Genomic DNA, 16855 nt, shown 5'->3' with positions numbered 1-16855 from the left:
GATAGTCCGTGACCGTATAATGTTATGCTTAATAATACAAATAACCCGGAGGCTTATGCCTCACGGGTTATTCCGGGTTACAGCAGCGTTAATCATGCTGCATATTCTATATACCTTAATAGAGCACGTCCTTAGAGCGCAACTTCACCGCCAGGGTAGAGGGTGGAGCTGTACAGCCGTTTGGGCTGCGGAAGCTGACGGCCCGGATGAACCGGGTTAAGCGGAAGCGGCTCACCGGCATAGACTGCTGCCAGCTCATCCGTATAGATGATAACCTGCTCAGTGCCGCTGCCCAGCAGATCCCCGTGCACGGCATAGCCCTGCTCCGCGAACTGTGCAACGATGTTCATTTTACCGTCATATAGCGCAGGCAGCACGCCTTCGCCGCGCCGGTACGCCAGAATGTAGTCAGGCGCATTCTTCCAGAAGCTGCTGACCGCATCCACGATTGTAAGCCAGCCGTCCGTAGTGCGCTCCTCTTTCCACAGCTCCCGGCCGTTCTGATCCAGCAGGAACATGGCGTCCTTTCCCTTAAGACCCTTGCCGTCATCCTCGCGGACCATACGGTCAAGCCCGGCAATCTGCAGTCCGGGCAGCTCAGGGCAGAAGCGCCCAAGGGCCAGATGCTGGGATTCAATGGAGCCCTCGTACCGCCACAGCTCCTGTCCGTCCCGGTCATACATAACTGTAACACTTCCCCCGACCACCAGCTCGGGAAGGCCGTCGCCGTTCACATCACCGACCCACAGGCAATCTGCGTGATCATCCAGATCATGGCAGCTCCATTTCAGCTTCCCGTCGGCATCCAGAAGATCATAACCGGCCATAACCTCATCACGCCCGTCACCGTCGAGATCGGATACCCATGGATAATGGCCCACATTGCCTTCATGAGTCCACAGCAGCTGAAGGTTTTTGTCGAGTGCCCACAACTTGTGGTAACGGTCCTTGAGGATAATGTCAGAAGGGTGCTCGTTACCGCTCAGATTGGCAATAATGATGCAGTCATGCGCTTCAGCGGAGGGCAGCTCGTGTACTGCCTTCACTTTTCCGGTTGCCCCTTCCAATATTTGCAGCTTATCATCCATGACACACAGCACCTCAAGCGCACCGTCACCGTCAATATCATAGATCTGGGCCGGATAATCCGAGCCCTGGCTTCCTGCCCCCTCATCCGGCTTACCGGTCTGCCACAGTAGCCGTCCGTCCAGATCATAAGCGGTCAGACACTGGACCTGATGCGGAATGTATCTGACATCCTGGCGGTTATCCGGCTGCACCAGCAGCAGCTCAGCCCTGCCGTCCCCGTCGAGATCCCCGATCAGCATTTTGCATCTGGGACCGGCAGCCGAAATGTCGATTCCGGCCAGCCGGTGCAATGATTGATTGTTGGTATGATTGGTGTTATTCACAGTCGCTCCCCCTTGTCTCCTATCCGTTTGCCCCGCCTGCAGCAGGTGCAACCGGTCGTCTCTCCCGGCCTGCTCCGATTATTAACCCAAGTCTACTGTCTGCCCGCCCGGCACTTCAACGATTTGACCGTCAACCTCGAGCCAGACCGCAGCAGCATTCGGATTATATACAAAATCCCGGCTAGCCGAAAAAATCAGACTCCGGCAAGCCTTCATATAATGGACTAACTCCAGATTGGTAGCATACCAGATGTCCTCCCGGCCGCCGGCCAGGGCACAAAAGCGCTCCATGAGCTCCCAGTTATTATCGTTGTCGAATTCATAGCTGTGTCCCCATACATACATCAGATACAGATATTGCCGTTTGAACAGTCCGACGAAATTCTCCCCGTGTTCCAGCAGCCCCCGGTTGTGATGGCAGGTTGCCGGCCATTCCAGGAAGTCTTCCGGCAGGCCGAAGCCGCCGGTACTCTGTACGGTCCGGGCATACTCAATGCCCAGATGCGGCAGCAGCTTTTTGATCTCGGCAGTATACGACCCGTTCGGGTAAGACATGCCGCGGACCGGCTGATGCAGCAGCGCCTCCAGCGCCTTGCGGTCCTCCATAATTTCCTCAACGATATATTCCTGCGGACAGCGTGCCATCGTCGGATGGCGCCGCGTATGGGCACTGACCTCATGGCCCTTATAGAGCTGAGGAATCTCCTCCGCTGTAATCCGGTCCCCTTCTCCCAGCAGGCCGGAATTCAAATGGAAGGTTCCTTTGATTCCATATTGGTTGAACAGGCCGACCAGCCGCTCATCCGCACGTCTGCCGTCGTCATAGCTCATTGTCAGCGCCTTGTGCCGGCCTTCCGGATAGCAGTAATACACTCCAGGCATTGCTGTTACGCCTCCTTGGTTCTGGATAATTGTATCTCATCTAAGATAGTGTCCACTCGGCCGCGTCAGCCGAATTTAAAGGCATTTGTGCCTCTCATTTCGTCAATTTGACCGCTTCGGCCCAAATCAAGGGCACTTATGCCTCTCATTTCACACATTTGGCCGCTCCGGCTCAATTCAAGGGCATTTGTGCCTCTCATTTCGCCAATTTGGCTGCTTCGGCCCAAATCAAAGGCACTTTTGCCTCTCATTTCACACATTTGGCCGCTCCGGCTCAAATCAAGGGCATTTGTGCCTCTCATTTCACACATTTGACCGCTCCGGCCAAATTCAAAGGCATTTGTGCCTCTCATTTCGCCAATTTGGCCTCGTCGGCTCAAATCAAAGGCACTTTTGCCTCTCATTTCACACATTTGGCCGCTTCGGCCCAAATCAAGGGCACTTATGCCTCTCATTTCACACATTTGGCTGCGTCGGCCCAAATCAAAGGCACTTTTGCCTCTCATTTCACACATTTGGCCGCTCCGGCCGAATTCAAAGGCATTTGTGCCTCTCATACTTACTGCACGCCCACGCTCAGCGGCTTCCGGGCCATTCAGGGCGCATACACAACCAGATCGCTGTACTCCGCAATCAGCGGTGCCATCTGGCGGAAGCCGATCCGGCCGCCGGCAAGCAGCGGACCATAGGACGAGCCGTCATCGGTCCACTGCAGCAGCGGCAGCCCGTTAATTGCAAAGGTTACTGTAGACCCCCGCTTCACCACCAGCAGCTCATAGGCAGCAGTCATATCGGCCACATCCGGCAGCGGATCAGCCCCCTGCGCGACCAGATGGAAGCCGTAGCTCTTGCGCAGGTTGCAGGTGTGGAAGGAACGCTCCTCCTCCCACATCCGCCGGAAATAAGAGATATGAAAAGCGTTCATCTCCCCGTGATGGTACTGGTCATATTCCCCTGTACGTGCGGCCAGCGACGGGTCAAACAGGTCTTTGCCATTGGCGCCGGCGGCAGCGAAGAACAGAATGGCCAGTCCAGGCTCCCGCAGCGGCCGGAATTTCCATGATACTGCCAGATCCCCCGGAAATACCTCAGGACACCAGAACACAACATTAGCCTTCTGACCCTCCGAAGCAGCCCGCGTGCTCTCCAGCCGTAACCGGCCCATCGGAAAGGTTACAGCGCCGTCCCCCTCCATCCGGAATCCGGCCGTTTGCTCCGGGTCCGCCAGCGTATTCCGGTATATCTCCCGCCACTGCTCCGGGATCAGCGCTGCATTCTGCTGAGGTGTCATTCTGCTGCCCCCTTCACGGAATTACGCTCCGGCAAGGCTTCTGCAATCAGCTCCAGTGCAATAATCGTATTGAGCGACCATTGGGAGGCTTCGTTCGTATTCATCCAGTCAATTTCATTCAGCTCTTCCATGTAAGTAACCGGCGTCTGCGCTTCCTGCAGATTGACTGCACCGAACGGATTCTCAAGCAGGATACTCCAGCAGCGGTCAGCCGTTGCCCGGTCATCCTTGTACCATGCCCCGTAAGCAGCAATAGCAACACTCAGTACAGGGTGCTCAAAGCGCAGCTTGCCTGTAATTGCTCCTCCTGCATAAGCATCCTTCTCTTCCTGCGGCAGGTTATAGAACACGCCGAATTCAGCGAGCATATCCTCCCATACCGGGTCCTCCAGCATCATGGCGAGCTCGAACCACACCTGCGGCCCGCCCATGCAGATCGCCAGATGCCGGCCCCAGTTATCATCACCCATCGGGCTGAGGATGCCGGTTTTGGGATCATATCCGTAGGTTGGACCGGAGATGAGCCGCAGATTGGCTGCTTTGATCCCGTCCAATCCGGTCAATATTTTATCGCGGTAAAACGTATCTTCGTATCGTTCCCAACGGGTCATCCAGTTCGAGCTGAACGCCGCCCAATCCGGGCCAACCCGCACATGTGTCGGAAATTCATCCTTGGGAAAATAAGCCCGCATCGGGTCCAGCGTCACCGTCGTGTAGTCGGCATCCTTCACTCCGTCCATGATGTCGCCGATCCGTTCATCACCGGTAAGGTAATAGTAATAACGGTGCAGCCCGGCCATAGCGATCCGCGCTTCCTTGCAGCCGCAGCCCCAATGCACCACGTTATGCCGCGAGCCGAGCCCCGCATACTCCCCGAAGTGATAGACGTCCACCTCGCTGGTATGCCGGGTCATCGCCTCAGCCATACGGAATATATCCGCGCGCCCGGTTCTCAAAAAGCTCACCCACAGCCACATATTCGGCACCAGCTCCGCATTCTGCCAGGCGCAGCCCCCCAGATCATAGTTCCAGACATGGCGCACGGGATCGTAGCTGTGCATGAAATCCCCGTAATCCCACAGGCCATACCATTTGCGCTGCTCCAGTTCCGCCTGGTAGAAGGAGATAATCCCGTCCAGCCGCTCCTCCAGATAGGCCTTGGCAGGTGTGCTTCGATCCGGCAGGCTCCATAGGCCAAATGCCCGGCTGCGGTGATAATACTCCGGTTCACAGACGAGGAGCGGCGGATGATCCGCCTCCCGCTGCATCTGCAGCAGCCCGGCGGAATCCGGTGTCCCCGAAGTGCACCACAGGGTCAGCTCATTGGTGTTGGCAATACCATACGGGGTAGCACGCAGCTCCTCTGCTCCTTCATATGAAGACTCCACATGGGTCTTCGTATCGTAATGGCGCAGGTCCATCGCCGGAACCTCCGGCGACCAGAACCAGACGGTCAACCCGGCTTCATCGCCGGCAGCACCGCTAAGCTCAAGACCCGACGGATGCTTCTGCCAGAAATCCTTCACTCCGGCAGCCAGACCGCCGCCCTCCGAGCCGATATAGCCCAGCCCTCCGGCACGCCGTCCCTCTGCCCCCTTGATCCAGACACAATCCGGGCCGGTACGCTTATGGACGGCAAAATGCTCCGAGGAATCCTGAACAAGCCGGAAGCTGTCCCATACTGCCGAATCCCGCAGCAGTCCGGTGAAATAGGCATCCTCCCCGGGGTCGAACTGCAGGGTACGGCCTTCCAGCTGGTCAGCGAACAGCTCTGCATATTTCCCCTTGGTTCTGCGGGTATGGAGTGTCTTTGGCGATTCGCTGAAAATGCCCTCACTGCCTGCAAACCGGATATGACGGTTATACAGCGGTCCGCTCAGCGGCACTCTGAACCGGATACCCAGCCCCTTGATGAAATCCTGCTGCGGGTTACCGTCATAATAAAAGGTATGCACTAGCCGGATCGACTCAAGCCCGGCATAAAAATACAGCCGCAGCGTATAGGGAAGCCACTCTCCTGCTCCGTTACTGCTGCGGTGCCGGCCGTCCAGACGGATCACAGCACGCAGCGGCCCGTTCTCCTCCAGGGAAGCCTGTCTGGTTACGCCGGTGAACCGTTCCTGACGCAGTGTCAGCTCACCGCTCAGCGTATCCCGCTGCTCACGCAGACAGACCAGCTCGCTTCCGCTGCATACCCGCTGCCCGCCCATTGCACTGACATCCTTTATATCTCCTGAATGTCCGGAATTGCTATCTGAAGCGCCTGCTTGCTCCGGTCTCCGGCGCAAAATCTGCGAGATTGGTCCCGCACCGTGTCTACCTACACTGCAAATAATCGCACCTGTATCCACGATGTAAGCTTCCTCCGTCTCACGGACGGATATCTTTGCTGTATACTGGACAGCTTCCGGCTTTGTATATCGTTCAAGTGTATACCCTTCCGCTCCGCCTTCCGGGCAGACTGCCGAATGAAATGACCATTTAATAGTACCGTCCGGCCAATAAGCAGCCGGACGGCTTTGCAGCGGCAGACGGGAATTACCGTCCGGCCCGTTAAGATAAAGATCGGCGAGCTCCTTGCGGTTCAACTCTCCTTTGGTCCAGGGAACTCCCCATGTAACCCCCGCAGCTGCGGCGGGTTGGTTCAGCCAGTGTAAATGGATCGGCAAGGCTGAAGACAAGGCTGTCATCTCCTTTTTAGACATCATACGGGCAGTAAATCTTGGCTTATACAAGCCGCCGCAGAGCATGTATGGCGCCCATCCGTATAACCTGCCCGCTACAAGCCTACCGGCTTCCGGTGCCTTTCTCCCCTTCATGCCGGCTCAGCTCACGGTAGCGTGTCGGTGTGATGTCCTCCTGTTTTTTGAATATCCGGTTAAAATAGCTCTGCTGATAGCCGACCTGCATCGCAACATCATTCATTTTCAGATCCGTGTCACGAAGCAGCTCTTTGGCTTTTTCAATCCGAAGCTCCGTTAAGTAATCAATAAAGTTCTGTCCGGTCACCCGTTTAAAAGACTTGCTGAGCAGGAACGGGCTTGTCCCCGTATAATCCGCGCAGCTGTCCAGTGAGATATTGTCCATGTAATGCTCTTGAATGTACAGCATGGCCTGATCAATCGTCCGCCGGATACCGGCATCCGAACGCTCGGACAGCTCCTTTAGGAAAGGAGAAACGACTTGGTCGCGGAACCATGGCAGAATCATACCCGGCTCATGAATCTGTGACAGGCCGGCGTAAAGATTCTTGCCTTTGAACAGCTGGTTCGGCGCAATCCCTGCTTCCAGCACAGCATGCTGTACCGCACCGAGCAGATGCAGCATCCCCTGCTGCACGTCAATGACCTTAGCGCCGTCAGCGGATAGCGTGGTGAGGAATTCCTCCAGCAGCCGGTCTGCCTCCTCCGCTTCGCCGGTGCGCAGCGCCTGAATCAGGCCACGTTCCAGAGCGAACGAATATTGCGGCATATGAGCGCCCTCTCCTTCCCGCTCCAGTTGCTCCAGGCTGACTACCTGGTTACCGCCCCCGTATCTGCGGTGCTTCGCTGCCTGCTTAACTGCTTCAAATGAGCGGGGAATACTTGAAATCTGTTCCATCGGTGAGCTGTATGCCACTGTAGCCTGCAGCTTAAGCATCCGGTTAAGGGTGGCAGCCATCTCTTCGCCGAATGCCTGTACCCGGGCCGGCTCCGGGCCTGTTCCCGGTTCAATCAGCAGGATACCGGCAGTAAGGTTATGCAGATTGACTGTCTCCGCCTGACCAAAGTGCTCGGCCGCCAATTCTCCGATAATATTAACCGCCGCAAAAGAGACCAGGCTCTCGTCCCCGCTGCGGAACTTAGCCTCAAGACTGGAAATACCCGTAAGCTGAATGTATAGCACCACGAAGACGCAATTGTCTACTTCCCACTTGTACTGCTTCATCCGGCCTAGCAGCTCCTGCTCGGAAAAAGCATAGTGATAGCCGAGAAACAGCTGGTGAAGGAAGCTGCGCTGTACATGCGGCAGCTGCTCCGAAAGGGTGTATTGCAATGCATTCTGCTGCCCGTGCAGATTCTGCCAGTGCCGCTCGATCAGCGTCACCTCATCCTCCCGGTCTCCGGAGACATCGTGCTCAGGGAGCAGCGTCTTCAGAAGACGGCGGAAAGGCGAATAGATCCGGCGGGAGGCAATCCAGGACAGAACCGCCGCTAGCAGCAGCGCACTCAGGCTGACTGTAATAATGGTTCTTGAAAGCTCCACCACCGGGGAGGTTATGCTTGAAATCGGTGAAGCGGATACATAAGCCCATTCGCTGGAAATCCGGGAGAAATCACCGTAGGTCACCGCATAGGTAACCCCGTTCCAGTCATACAGGAAGGAAGTGCTGTCACCGCTGCCTCTCGTTTCTATAGCCGTCTGCAGCGCACCAACAAACGGCGTGGGGGTATTATCAACCCCGCTTCCGGAGATGAACAAGCCGCCTGATTTCTGCAGCATATACACCTCTCCGCTGTTATACGGCGTCATCGTCCGCAGCATGTCTGCAACCTTCTGCGTATCCATCCGCAGCAGCAATACCCCGAACGGCTCTAGGCTGCCGCCGGGAATATGGTGCACAAGTGTCAGTTCTTTAGACTTAGGCTTCGCCGGGTCAAAAGCCGTCTCTGTCCAGTAGGTGCTTTGCTCCGTCTTCATCAGCTTTTCATAAACGGCAGCTCCGGAAGACGTTACCGTACCATACTCTGTGCCGAACAGCACCGGACGCTCATCCGCCAGAAACAGCTCCACCTGGCGCGCCATGGAATTGGAGCCCTGCATGACGAGCAGCGTCTTGGTGATGTCCCAAGCCCGCTCGTGATCCATTGTAAAATCCATACCCTTGAGGCTATAGTCAAACTTAGGATCAAATGCCCAATGAGCCAGCATCAGCTCCAGATTGGACAGCTGGTCATCAATATTGGCGGCACGCTGCTCGATCTGCCGGTTGTGCATCTCGAGCAGCTCCTCCTCCAGGCTTCCGCCCGCCATCCAATATACAAGCAATCCTATGATCAGGCCGGGAATGGACGAGACAATCAGCACAATAATCAGATTATTGCGGTAATACCGCCCCTTGCGCCCCTTCCATCCCCGTATAAAGCCCTTCCGCTTTTCTGTCATTCCATTCTCCATGTCTATTCACCAGCCGAATTCATAGTTTAGCATTGCAGCCTTGCGGCATTAATGGGGCTATTCCGGCCGGTGCATGGAGCGGGGCCGGATGCTATTTACCCAATTTTGCGTACAATTCGTTCATTTCTTTTACCAGTTCGTCTCCGCCTGTCTTGCGCCATACGTCAAAGGCTGATTTCAGCCCGGCTTCGTCGATTTGTCCGACAATAAACTTGATGCGCGCATCATTGATGACATTATCAAGCTGTGAGCCTTTTTGTGTATACACAGTAGAGATCAGTGCTTCTGCCGGATTAACTACGATAGTTGCTTCATTTGTCTTTTGCAATTCCGTCTGCTTGTTCCGCAGTTCCGTCTGCTTAATCTGCTTCGCGGCTTTTGCGTTCTCATCCGGAATATAAGGAACCATCTGGTTCAGACCTTCGACTTCAGATTCCAGCAGAACAGTGTCCGTTGAACGTTCTACAAAACCATCCACAAGGTTATAATGGACACCCTCAATTCCGTATCCTGTCAGCGTTTGCAGTTCCGCATCATTCACCTTATCCAGGAAAGCCAGTACCCGCTTCAGCTCATCCTCTGTTTTGACGGAGGATTTCGGGATAGCCAGCATACCGGCGAAGCCGGAAGTCGGGAGTGTATGCAGCTGTCCGTCCTCTCCCTTAACGCCGCCAATAACATCCATGTAGTGACGGTCTGGCTCATCTTTGCCTTCTTTTTGCAGTGCAGCATGAATCTTGTCGTCAATCCGTGCAGCAGTATCCACTACGTCAACAATAACGCCAGCCTGGTTGTTAACAACCGGATCGCTCCATTTAGAGCTGTCCATAACTGCAAAGTCGGAGTTGACCAGCTGCTCATCATACAGCTTTTTCATAAATTTAAGCGCTTCCACATACTCCGGATATTCATGCTCAGGTACAAGCTTGCCATCCTGGATGCCCCATTTATTCGGAGATCCGAACCACAGCTTCATCGCATCAAAGCCGCTGGCCCAGCCGCCGGTCCACTTTACCATTACCATGCCGTAGGTATCGTCCTTGCCGTTACCGTCCGGATCCTGCTCTTTAAACGCTTTCAGCATATTGTAGAACTCGTCCACCGTCTGCGGAGTCTCAAGACCCAGCTTCTCCAGCCAGTCTTTGCGGAATACTACACCGTTGCGGCCCAGCGCCCGGCCTCTGTAAATTCCGTAGTTCTTGCCGTCGATAGCCGAGTTGTTCAGAATGACCGGGTTAGCCTGGCTCAGGTTAGGATAATCCTTAAGGTAGGGTCCAACCTCCCAGAACGCGCCGGATCTTGCCGCATTGACAAAGCTCGAAGCCTTAACATCGCCTACATAAATAATATCGGGCAGTTTGCCTGAAGCAAGCGTAATGTTGAATTTATCGGTATAGGAAGCATTCGGTACCCATTCAAAATGGATATTAGTATTGGTCAGCTCCTCCAGCTTGGCAGCAACGGGGCTGTCATCCTTCGGATAATTGGTTTTGAAAATCGGCAGCATCAGCGTCAGATCCAGCGGCTTCTCTGTTTCCGTTCCCGCTGTAGCCTCAGACTTGGCATTTCCTTCACTGCCTGCAGTTCCTGACGCATTCTTCGTATCATTGTTACTTCCACAGCCTGACATTACACTTACAATCATAATAGTTGACAGTAATGTAAACAACCGCTTTTTAAATTTAACGGATTTCTTTCCTGCTAAACCTTGAGTTTTCATAATTGGCCTCCCTTTATATGTTAAGCATAACAGATTACCCTTTGACTGAACCGAGCATCACCCCTTTGGCGAAATGTTTTTGCAGAAACGGATAGACACACATAATCGGAAGTGTGCCGACCACGATTACGGCCATTTTGATCGACTGCTCAGGCGGCTGTATGAAATTCGGGTCCATCTGGCTGAGGTCGCCGGCTGCCGACTGGGACAGCATAACGATCTGGCGCAGCATTACCTGCAGCGGCCACTTGGATGGATCATTGATATAGAGCAGCGCCGAGAAGAAGTTATTCCAGTGCCCTACCGCGTAAAAGAGCGTAAAGGTCGCAAGCACCGGCTTTGAGAGCGGAAGCACGATTTTCCACAGCAGGCCAAGCTCACTGCAGCCGTCAATCCGTGCCGCCTCCTCCATTTCCACCGGAAGCTCCTGGAAGAAGTTTTTAACAATAATCAGATTGAACGCGCTGATTGCCCCCGGCAAAATCAGGGCATTTAAGGTATCCAGCAGCTGGAGATCACGTATGACCAGATAGGTGGGGATCATGCCTCCCCCGAACAGCATGGTGAAAATAACCAGATTCAGGATCATATTGCGGCCCATCAGATACCGCTTTGCCATCGGATAAGCCATGGTTACGGTAAAGAACAAATTGACAATCGTCCCGACAGCCGTCACATATAAGGAAACCCCGATGCTTCGTACAATCGTATCCGTTGAAAAGATGAATTTATAAGCATCGAACGAAATCGTTGTAGGAATCAGGAAGACCGCACGCTTCGTAATTTCCGCCTCAGTTGCGAACGAACCGGCGACTACGAACAGAAACGGCAGTATGGCGGTGATTCCGATAATTCCCAAGATAATGTAATTGAAGATGTCAAAGGTGATCTCACCCGTGCTCCGATATTGCTTCTTAACCACGCAAACAGCCTCCCTCTTAGTAAAGTCCCGATTCGCCGAATTTTTTGGCGAGCCAGTTGGTGCCGAGCACCAGTACAACACCGATTACGGATTTGAACAGCCCGACAGCCGTACTGTAGCTGAATGCCCCCTGGGTAATCCCCAGCGCATATACATATGTATCAAAGACTTCAGCAACTTCGCGGTTGAGCGCATTCATCATCAGATAGATCTGCTCGAACCCGTTGTCCAGAATGGTTCCCATCCGCAGAATCAGCAGAATGACAATCGTGCTGCGGATTGCAGGCAGTGTAATATGCCAGATCTGACGCAAGCGGCTTGCTCCGTCCATTACAGCTGCTTCATATTGCTCCACATCGACACCGGCCAGCGCAGCGAGGAAGATGATTGTTCCCCATCCGCATTCCTTCCAGATTGTCTGGAGAATGATCATCGGCCTGAACCAGTTAGGGTCGGCGAGGAAGTCAATTTTGCTTCCTGTATACGTATACAGGAATTCATTCACTGCTCCGCCCTGAGTGGTCAGAAATACATAGGATATACTGGCGACGATAACCATGGATATAAAATGCGGCACATAAATCAGGGTTTGAATCGTCCGTTTGTAGAAGGACAGCCGTATTTCATTTAATAGTAGAGCCAGTATAATCGGTGCCGGGAAAAAGAACACCAGATTCAGCAGTGACAATACAAGTGTGTTACGCAGCAGCATGAAAAAGTCCGGGTTCTGGAAAAATGTGCGGAAATGCTCAAGTCCGACCCATTCGCTTTTCATGAAGCCCAGGAAAGGCTGGAAATCTTTGAATGCGAGCAAAATCCCCCACATTGGTACATATTTAAATACCAAAAAATACAGGAGTCCCGGGGTTAGCAGGATGTAGAGCCATTTATCGCGCTTTAGACGTTTGAAGACCATCTCCCGCTTACTGCGGTAGGCGCCAGTATGAATCTCCGCCGTTCCCATCGCCGCTCCTTGTTTCATTACATTCACCTCCGATAGGATTATGCAGCCTTGTCTATTCTCTTGGGCTACGGTTCCCATTATGTCCCTGTTACATTTTTCCGGCAATCATACTTTTTGGATGGTTCTGCAGCCGGTTTGGTACAGCACAATTCAATAAAGTGCAAAGCCGGCAAAACATTACTATTGCCTGCCTGACAGGCGGCAACTATGATGCCGGAAGAATAAATCCTTTCATTATAATCACCTGGAGGTATGTTCAGTGAAGCATAAACTGTATTACGGTGCCGCATGGTATCCGGAGCTGTGGGGAGAACAGGAGCGGCAGCAGGATTATCAGCTTATGAAGGAAACCGGTATCAACCTGGTCCGTATGGGTGAGTTCATCTGGTCAGAGCTGGAGCCTGAGGAGGATCTTATTGATGTACGCCCGTTTGCCGAATATGTCCGGCTGCTGCATAACCACGGCATCGACACCATTATGTGTACCCCAACCGCAACACCGCCTATATGGCTGACGCACGGACATCCTGAGCGCCTGTTCGTCAAGGCAGACGGAACGGTGATGAATCACGGGTCCAGGCAGCATGTCTGTACCAATAATCCGTACTTCCGGCAGCGGGCAGCCATTATTGCCGAACATCTGGCCCGGGAGCTGGGGCAGCTGCCCGGCCTTGTTGCCTGGCAGCTCGATAATGAATTCAAGGCGCATGTAGCCGAATGCATCTGCGGAACCTGCAGATTACTGTGGCATGAGTGGCTGGAGCAGCGCTACGGCAGCATTGACAGGCTGAATGACGCTTGGGGAACCGCTGTATGGAGCCATACCTATCAGTCCTTTGAGCAGGTGCCGCAGCCTGTGGCTACCCCGTTCCTCCATAACTCCTCGCTTGTTACATTGTACAGGCTGTTCCATATGGAGAAACTCGCTGAATTCGCAGCAGAGCAGGCAAGTATTCTGCGCCGCTATTCGGATGCGCCTATCACCCACAATAGCAGCGTTGCTTTTCACGTGGATAATGAGCAGCTGTTTAAGGAGCTGGATTTTGCCTCATATGACACCTATGCCTCCCAGGCCAACCGCCATGCTTATCTGCTGAACTGTGATCTATGGCGAAATTTCAAGCCCGGACGGGATTTCTGGCTGCTTGAGACCAGCCCGGCATATGCCGGCTCCCTCACGAGTTACGGCCAGCCGCATCCGGACGGCTACCTCACAGCCGAAGCAGTGTCCGCGTATGCACTTGGAGCCGGGGCTTTCTGCTACTGGCTGTGGCGGCAGCAGCGCTCGGGCAGCGAGCAGACACACAGCTCGATTCTCAGCGCCTGGGGCGACCCGGCGCTCGGATACGATAATGTACGGGCCGCATCAAAGGCCCGGCTGGCAGTCGAGCCGCATATGCTGGCTACCCGGCCGGTGCAGGCTGAGGTCGCAATAACCTACTCGGACCGGACCAAAGCTTATCTGGCTACCGAGCCGCACCGGAAGCTGAACTACCGCTCCCTGCTCGGTGACTTTTATAAAAGGTTCGTGGACATGGGCATTCACCGTGATCTGGTGCCGGAAGGCGGCGAGCTCAGCGGCTACAAGCTGCTGTTCACCCCCTTCGTGCACTATCTGTCCCCTGAGTATTTGCAGAGAGCACTGGCGTTCACGGAGGCCGGCGGCATCTGGATCGCCGGCCCGCTGAGCGGCGGACGCACAGCTGAACACACCCTGCATACCGATGCTGCTCTGGGTACGCTTGAGCGGTATGCAGGCGTGCATACCAAATACGTCTACCCGATGGAGGGAACCGGCAGCATCGGGCAGGCTTTTGGCTTGTCCGCGCCGCTGTCCTTATGGAGCGCGGTGTTTGAGCCGCTGCCCGGCGGAGCCTCCGTGATCGGCGAGATCACGGAGGGCCGGACGCCGGGCCTTGCCTTTGCGACCGAGCAGCCGTATGGCCGGGGGGCCATCGTAATGCTCGGCTCGCTGCCGGCCGGCGGGGACGGCGATCAGCTGCTGCAGGCGCTGATCGGGCATTATGCCGGCCGGGCCGGTGTGACGCTGCGCAGCGACGTCACTGCCGGCACTGTGGTGTGCCCGCGGCGCGGGGACGCGGGCGAGCTGTGGACCGTCGTGAACATGGACGGTCTCGGGGGCACTGTGACCCTGCCGCGCAGCGGGCAGGATGTCCTTGCCGGCCGGGCTGTACCGGCCGGCCCGCTGATGCTGGAGCCGTATGAATACCGGCTCATTGCACTCCGAGAATAGTGGCGCGGATTTGCACCGCGGTTCATTTAGAAGCGGGTTATGCTGCAATAAACAATAAACCCGAAGCACGGAATCCGGTCACATAGGAATGAAGATGAGTGCGCTGGCCGTACATGAATGGGGGCTCTCGTATGATCGTGCATGCATGCCGTCACACACTTGTCCCATATATGTCCCGCACACTTGGTCGCACACGTCTTATCGCAAAAAAAGCAGTACGCAGCCGGATTTAATTCCGCTGCATACTGCTTTTTAGATGTGTAAGTAATGCTTAATGGTTAATTCCGCTTGATAGCAAGCTGCATAGGCCATTTAGCCCTACCATAAGTGCACTCCCCTGTCGATCATTCCAGCCAGCTAACTAACCTACATAACTGCACTCCGTACAACTAAAACAGCCGTTTGGCCACGGAAAACACATATAAGTGTATTCCATACAATTAAAATGTCCGCATAACCCCTCTTTTAGGCCAATATGGGCAAAAATAACTGCACAGAGTACACTTATATGGCGCGACGGCAGCAATTTAGCGTTTTTAATTGCACAAACTGCAACTAAACCTCACACTTAGCAGTGCTTGCCATAACAACAGGCTGTGCGTAGATAAGCAATAGCTCTTCATTACTCTTCAACAACCCCGCAACTTTATACCGCTGCAAAGCTCTGCCGCATCACACTGCTCCGCTACTAATCCAAATCCGCTCCATTCGAAGCAATCGCCTTCTGATACCAGTAAAAGCTCTTCTTTTTGAACCGGTCCAGCGTACCCTTACCCTCGTCGTCCTGATCCACGTAGATCACACCGTAACGTTTGGACATCTCGGAGGTCGAGGCGCTGATGATATCAATTGCTCCCCAGCTGGTATAGCCCATCACGTCAACCCCGTCCAAGACAGCTTCTTTTACTTGTGTGATGTGCTTGCGCAGATAGTCGATCCGGTAGTCATCGTTGATTGAACCGTCTTCCTCCACCTTATCTTTTGCCCCGAGACCATTCTCCACAACGAACAGCGGAAGCTGGTAACGGTCGTACAGTTCCTTGAGCACGATACGCAAACCGATTGGATCAAGCTGCCAGCCCCATTCGGTTACCTGCAGATTCGGGTTCTTCACCGTGCTGAACAGGTTACCGCCGGTCACGCCATATTTCTCCGGGTCCACCGTCGAGATAAGCGACGTGTAGTAGCTGAAGGAGATGAAATCCACTGTGTGCTCACGCAGCAGCTGCTCGTCTCCCGGCTCAACCACGAGATTGATGTTATTTTCGGCAAAATACCGCTTCACAAACGGAGGATAACTGCCCCGTGCCTGCACATCGGTATGCAGCAGATTGAGCTGGTTGTCTAACTGTGCCTGATGTACATCCTCAGGCCTGCTGGTTGCCGGATAGTGAATCATGCGCGCCAGCATGCAGCCGATCCGGAACTCCGGATTGATCTCACGGCCCTTTTTCGTTGCCAGACTGCTGGCCACGAACTGGTGATGCAGCGCCTGATAGGACGCTTCACGGATATTATCCACGGTATCTTCAACCACGCCGCCGCCGGTGAACGGTTCAATGATTGTCGTGTTGATCTCATTAAAAGTAAGCCAGTACTTGACCTTATCCTTGTACCGGGTCATCACTGTTTCTGCATACTTTTCATAAAAAGCAATCACCTTGCGGTTTCTCCACCCGCCGTAATTCAGCACCAGCGACATCGGCATTTCATAGTGGGACATAGTAACCAGCGGCTCAATCCCGTACTTATGCATCTCGTCGAACATATCGTCATAGAACTGCAGCCCTTTTTCGTTCGGCTCCGCATCATCCCCATTCGGGAAAATCCGCGCCCAGTTAATCGACATCCGGAACACCTTGAAGCCCAGCTCGCCGAACAGAGCGATATCTTCCTTATAACGATGGTAAAAATCAATCCCGTAGCGCTTCGGATACCCCTCAGCCGTAGTGTGCTGCATCCCCCGCTGAATAGATTCACTGGTGACATGCATCAGCTCTTTCAGATTGGTATAATCCTTTTTCTTAAAATAAGGCACCATATCCGCGGTGGACAGCCCTTTGCCGTCCGCATCAAAAGCACCTTCCGCCTGATTGGCAGCTATCGCGCCGCCCCACAAAAAACCTTCCGGAAATCCTTTCTGTATGCTCAATGTGCTCATCTCCTTGGTTTTTATATAGATTGAAGTTGTGATTTGTAATTAAGGGCTGAGCCGTGACTCCAGAGAATATTTGGACTTCCGGCCGCTGTTGT

11 protein-coding genes are annotated in these 16855 nt (G+C 54.0%); 1 reads left to right on the top strand and 10 read right to left on the bottom strand.

The window, feature by feature from the left end:
• Positions 1-131: 131 nt before the first annotated feature.
• The 9 genes from BN3772_RS28875 to BN3772_RS28835 form a co-directional block, all read right to left on the bottom strand.
• Positions 132-1328, bottom strand: a complete 1197-nt coding sequence (locus BN3772_RS28875) for a rhamnogalacturonan lyase family protein (RefSeq protein ID WP_244444869.1) — start codon at positions 1326-1328, stop codon at positions 132-134.
• Between the two features lie 165 nt (positions 1329-1493).
• A complete protein-coding gene (locus BN3772_RS28870; RefSeq protein WP_042203954.1) occupies positions 1494-2294 on the bottom strand; it encodes a polysaccharide deacetylase family protein in 801 nt (266 codons plus the stop codon).
• Positions 2295-2359: 65 nt separating this feature from the next.
• Positions 2360-2851 (bottom strand): hypothetical protein, encoded by a 492-nt coding sequence (locus BN3772_RS28865; protein ID WP_157643673.1) that lies wholly within the window; start codon positions 2849-2851, stop codon positions 2360-2362.
• A 38-nt stretch (positions 2852-2889) separates the two neighbouring features.
• Complete coding sequence (locus BN3772_RS28860; RefSeq protein WP_042203951.1) at positions 2890-3585, bottom strand: DUF1961 family protein; 696 nt, start codon at positions 3583-3585, stop codon at positions 2890-2892.
• Positions 3582-6275 (bottom strand): exo-rhamnogalacturonan lyase family protein, encoded by a 2694-nt coding sequence (locus BN3772_RS28855; RefSeq protein ID WP_425280473.1) that lies wholly within the window; start codon positions 6273-6275, stop codon positions 3582-3584. The genes BN3772_RS28860 and BN3772_RS28855 overlap by 4 nt, the downstream gene beginning before the upstream one ends.
• Positions 6276-6372: 97 nt before the next feature.
• Entirely contained in the window at positions 6373-8730 is a 2358-nt protein-coding gene (locus tag BN3772_RS28850) for a helix-turn-helix domain-containing protein (RefSeq protein ID WP_042203949.1), read from the bottom strand.
• Positions 8731-8833: 103 nt separating this feature from the next.
• Positions 8834-10462 (bottom strand): extracellular solute-binding protein, encoded by a 1629-nt coding sequence (locus BN3772_RS28845; RefSeq protein ID WP_042203948.1) that lies wholly within the window; start codon positions 10460-10462, stop codon positions 8834-8836.
• A gap of 34 nt (positions 10463-10496) precedes the next feature.
• The gene (locus BN3772_RS28840; RefSeq protein WP_042174515.1) at positions 10497-11384 is read right to left on the bottom strand and encodes a carbohydrate ABC transporter permease; all 888 of its coding nucleotides are present in this window, start codon (positions 11382-11384) and stop codon (positions 10497-10499) included.
• Between the two features lie 16 nt (positions 11385-11400).
• A complete protein-coding gene (locus BN3772_RS28835) occupies positions 11401-12300 on the bottom strand; it encodes an ABC transporter permease (RefSeq protein WP_425280472.1) in 900 nt (299 codons plus the stop codon).
• Between the two features lie 307 nt (positions 12301-12607).
• On the opposite strand from BN3772_RS28835, the gene BN3772_RS28830 reads away from it, so the two are divergent.
• On the top strand, positions 12608-14602 hold the full coding sequence (locus BN3772_RS28830) for a beta-galactosidase (protein ID WP_042203947.1): 1995 nt from the start codon (positions 12608-12610) through the stop codon (positions 14600-14602).
• Positions 14603-15290: 688 nt separating this feature from the next.
• On the opposite strand, the gene BN3772_RS28825 is transcribed toward BN3772_RS28830, so the two are convergent.
• Positions 15291-16763, bottom strand: coding sequence for a glycoside hydrolase family 1 protein (locus BN3772_RS28825; RefSeq protein WP_042203946.1), 1473 nt, complete (start codon positions 16761-16763; stop codon positions 15291-15293).
• Positions 16764-16855 lie beyond the last annotated feature (92 nt).

Origin of the sequence: Paenibacillus camerounensis, from assembly GCF_000723885.1 — a bacterium.
Taxonomy (GTDB): domain Bacteria; phylum Bacillota; class Bacilli; order Paenibacillales; family Paenibacillaceae; genus Paenibacillus_AQ; species Paenibacillus_AQ camerounensis.
This window is presented reverse-complemented; position numbering and strand designations above follow the sequence as displayed.

Excerpts from the sequence above, each read along its gene's own strand:
- BN3772_RS28875 (WP_244444869.1), bottom strand. The coding sequence starts at position 1,328 with ATGCTGATCGGGGATCTCGACGGGGACGGCAGGGCTGAGCTGCTGCTG.
- BN3772_RS28870 (WP_042203954.1), bottom strand. The coding sequence starts at position 2,294 with ATGCCTGGAGTGTATTACTGCTATCCGGAAGGCCGGCACAAGGCGCTG.
- BN3772_RS28865 (WP_157643673.1), bottom strand. The coding sequence starts at position 2,851 with ATGAGAGGCACAAATGCCTTTGAATTCGGCCGGAGCGGCCAAATGTGT.
- BN3772_RS28860 (WP_042203951.1), bottom strand. The coding sequence starts at position 3,585 with ATGACACCTCAGCAGAATGCAGCGCTGATCCCGGAGCAGTGGCGGGAG.
- BN3772_RS28855 (WP_425280473.1), bottom strand. The coding sequence starts at position 6,275 with ATGACAGCCTTGTCTTCAGCCTTGCCGATCCATTTACACTGGCTGAAC.
- BN3772_RS28850 (WP_042203949.1), bottom strand. The coding sequence starts at position 8,730 with ATGACAGAAAAGCGGAAGGGCTTTATACGGGGATGGAAGGGGCGCAAG.
- BN3772_RS28845 (WP_042203948.1), bottom strand. The coding sequence starts at position 10,462 with ATGAAAACTCAAGGTTTAGCAGGAAAGAAATCCGTTAAATTTAAAAAG.
- BN3772_RS28835 (WP_425280472.1), bottom strand. The coding sequence starts at position 12,300 with ATGGTCTTCAAACGTCTAAAGCGCGATAAATGGCTCTACATCCTGCTA.
- BN3772_RS28825 (WP_042203946.1), bottom strand. The coding sequence starts at position 16,763 with ATGAGCACATTGAGCATACAGAAAGGATTTCCGGAAGGTTTTTTGTGG.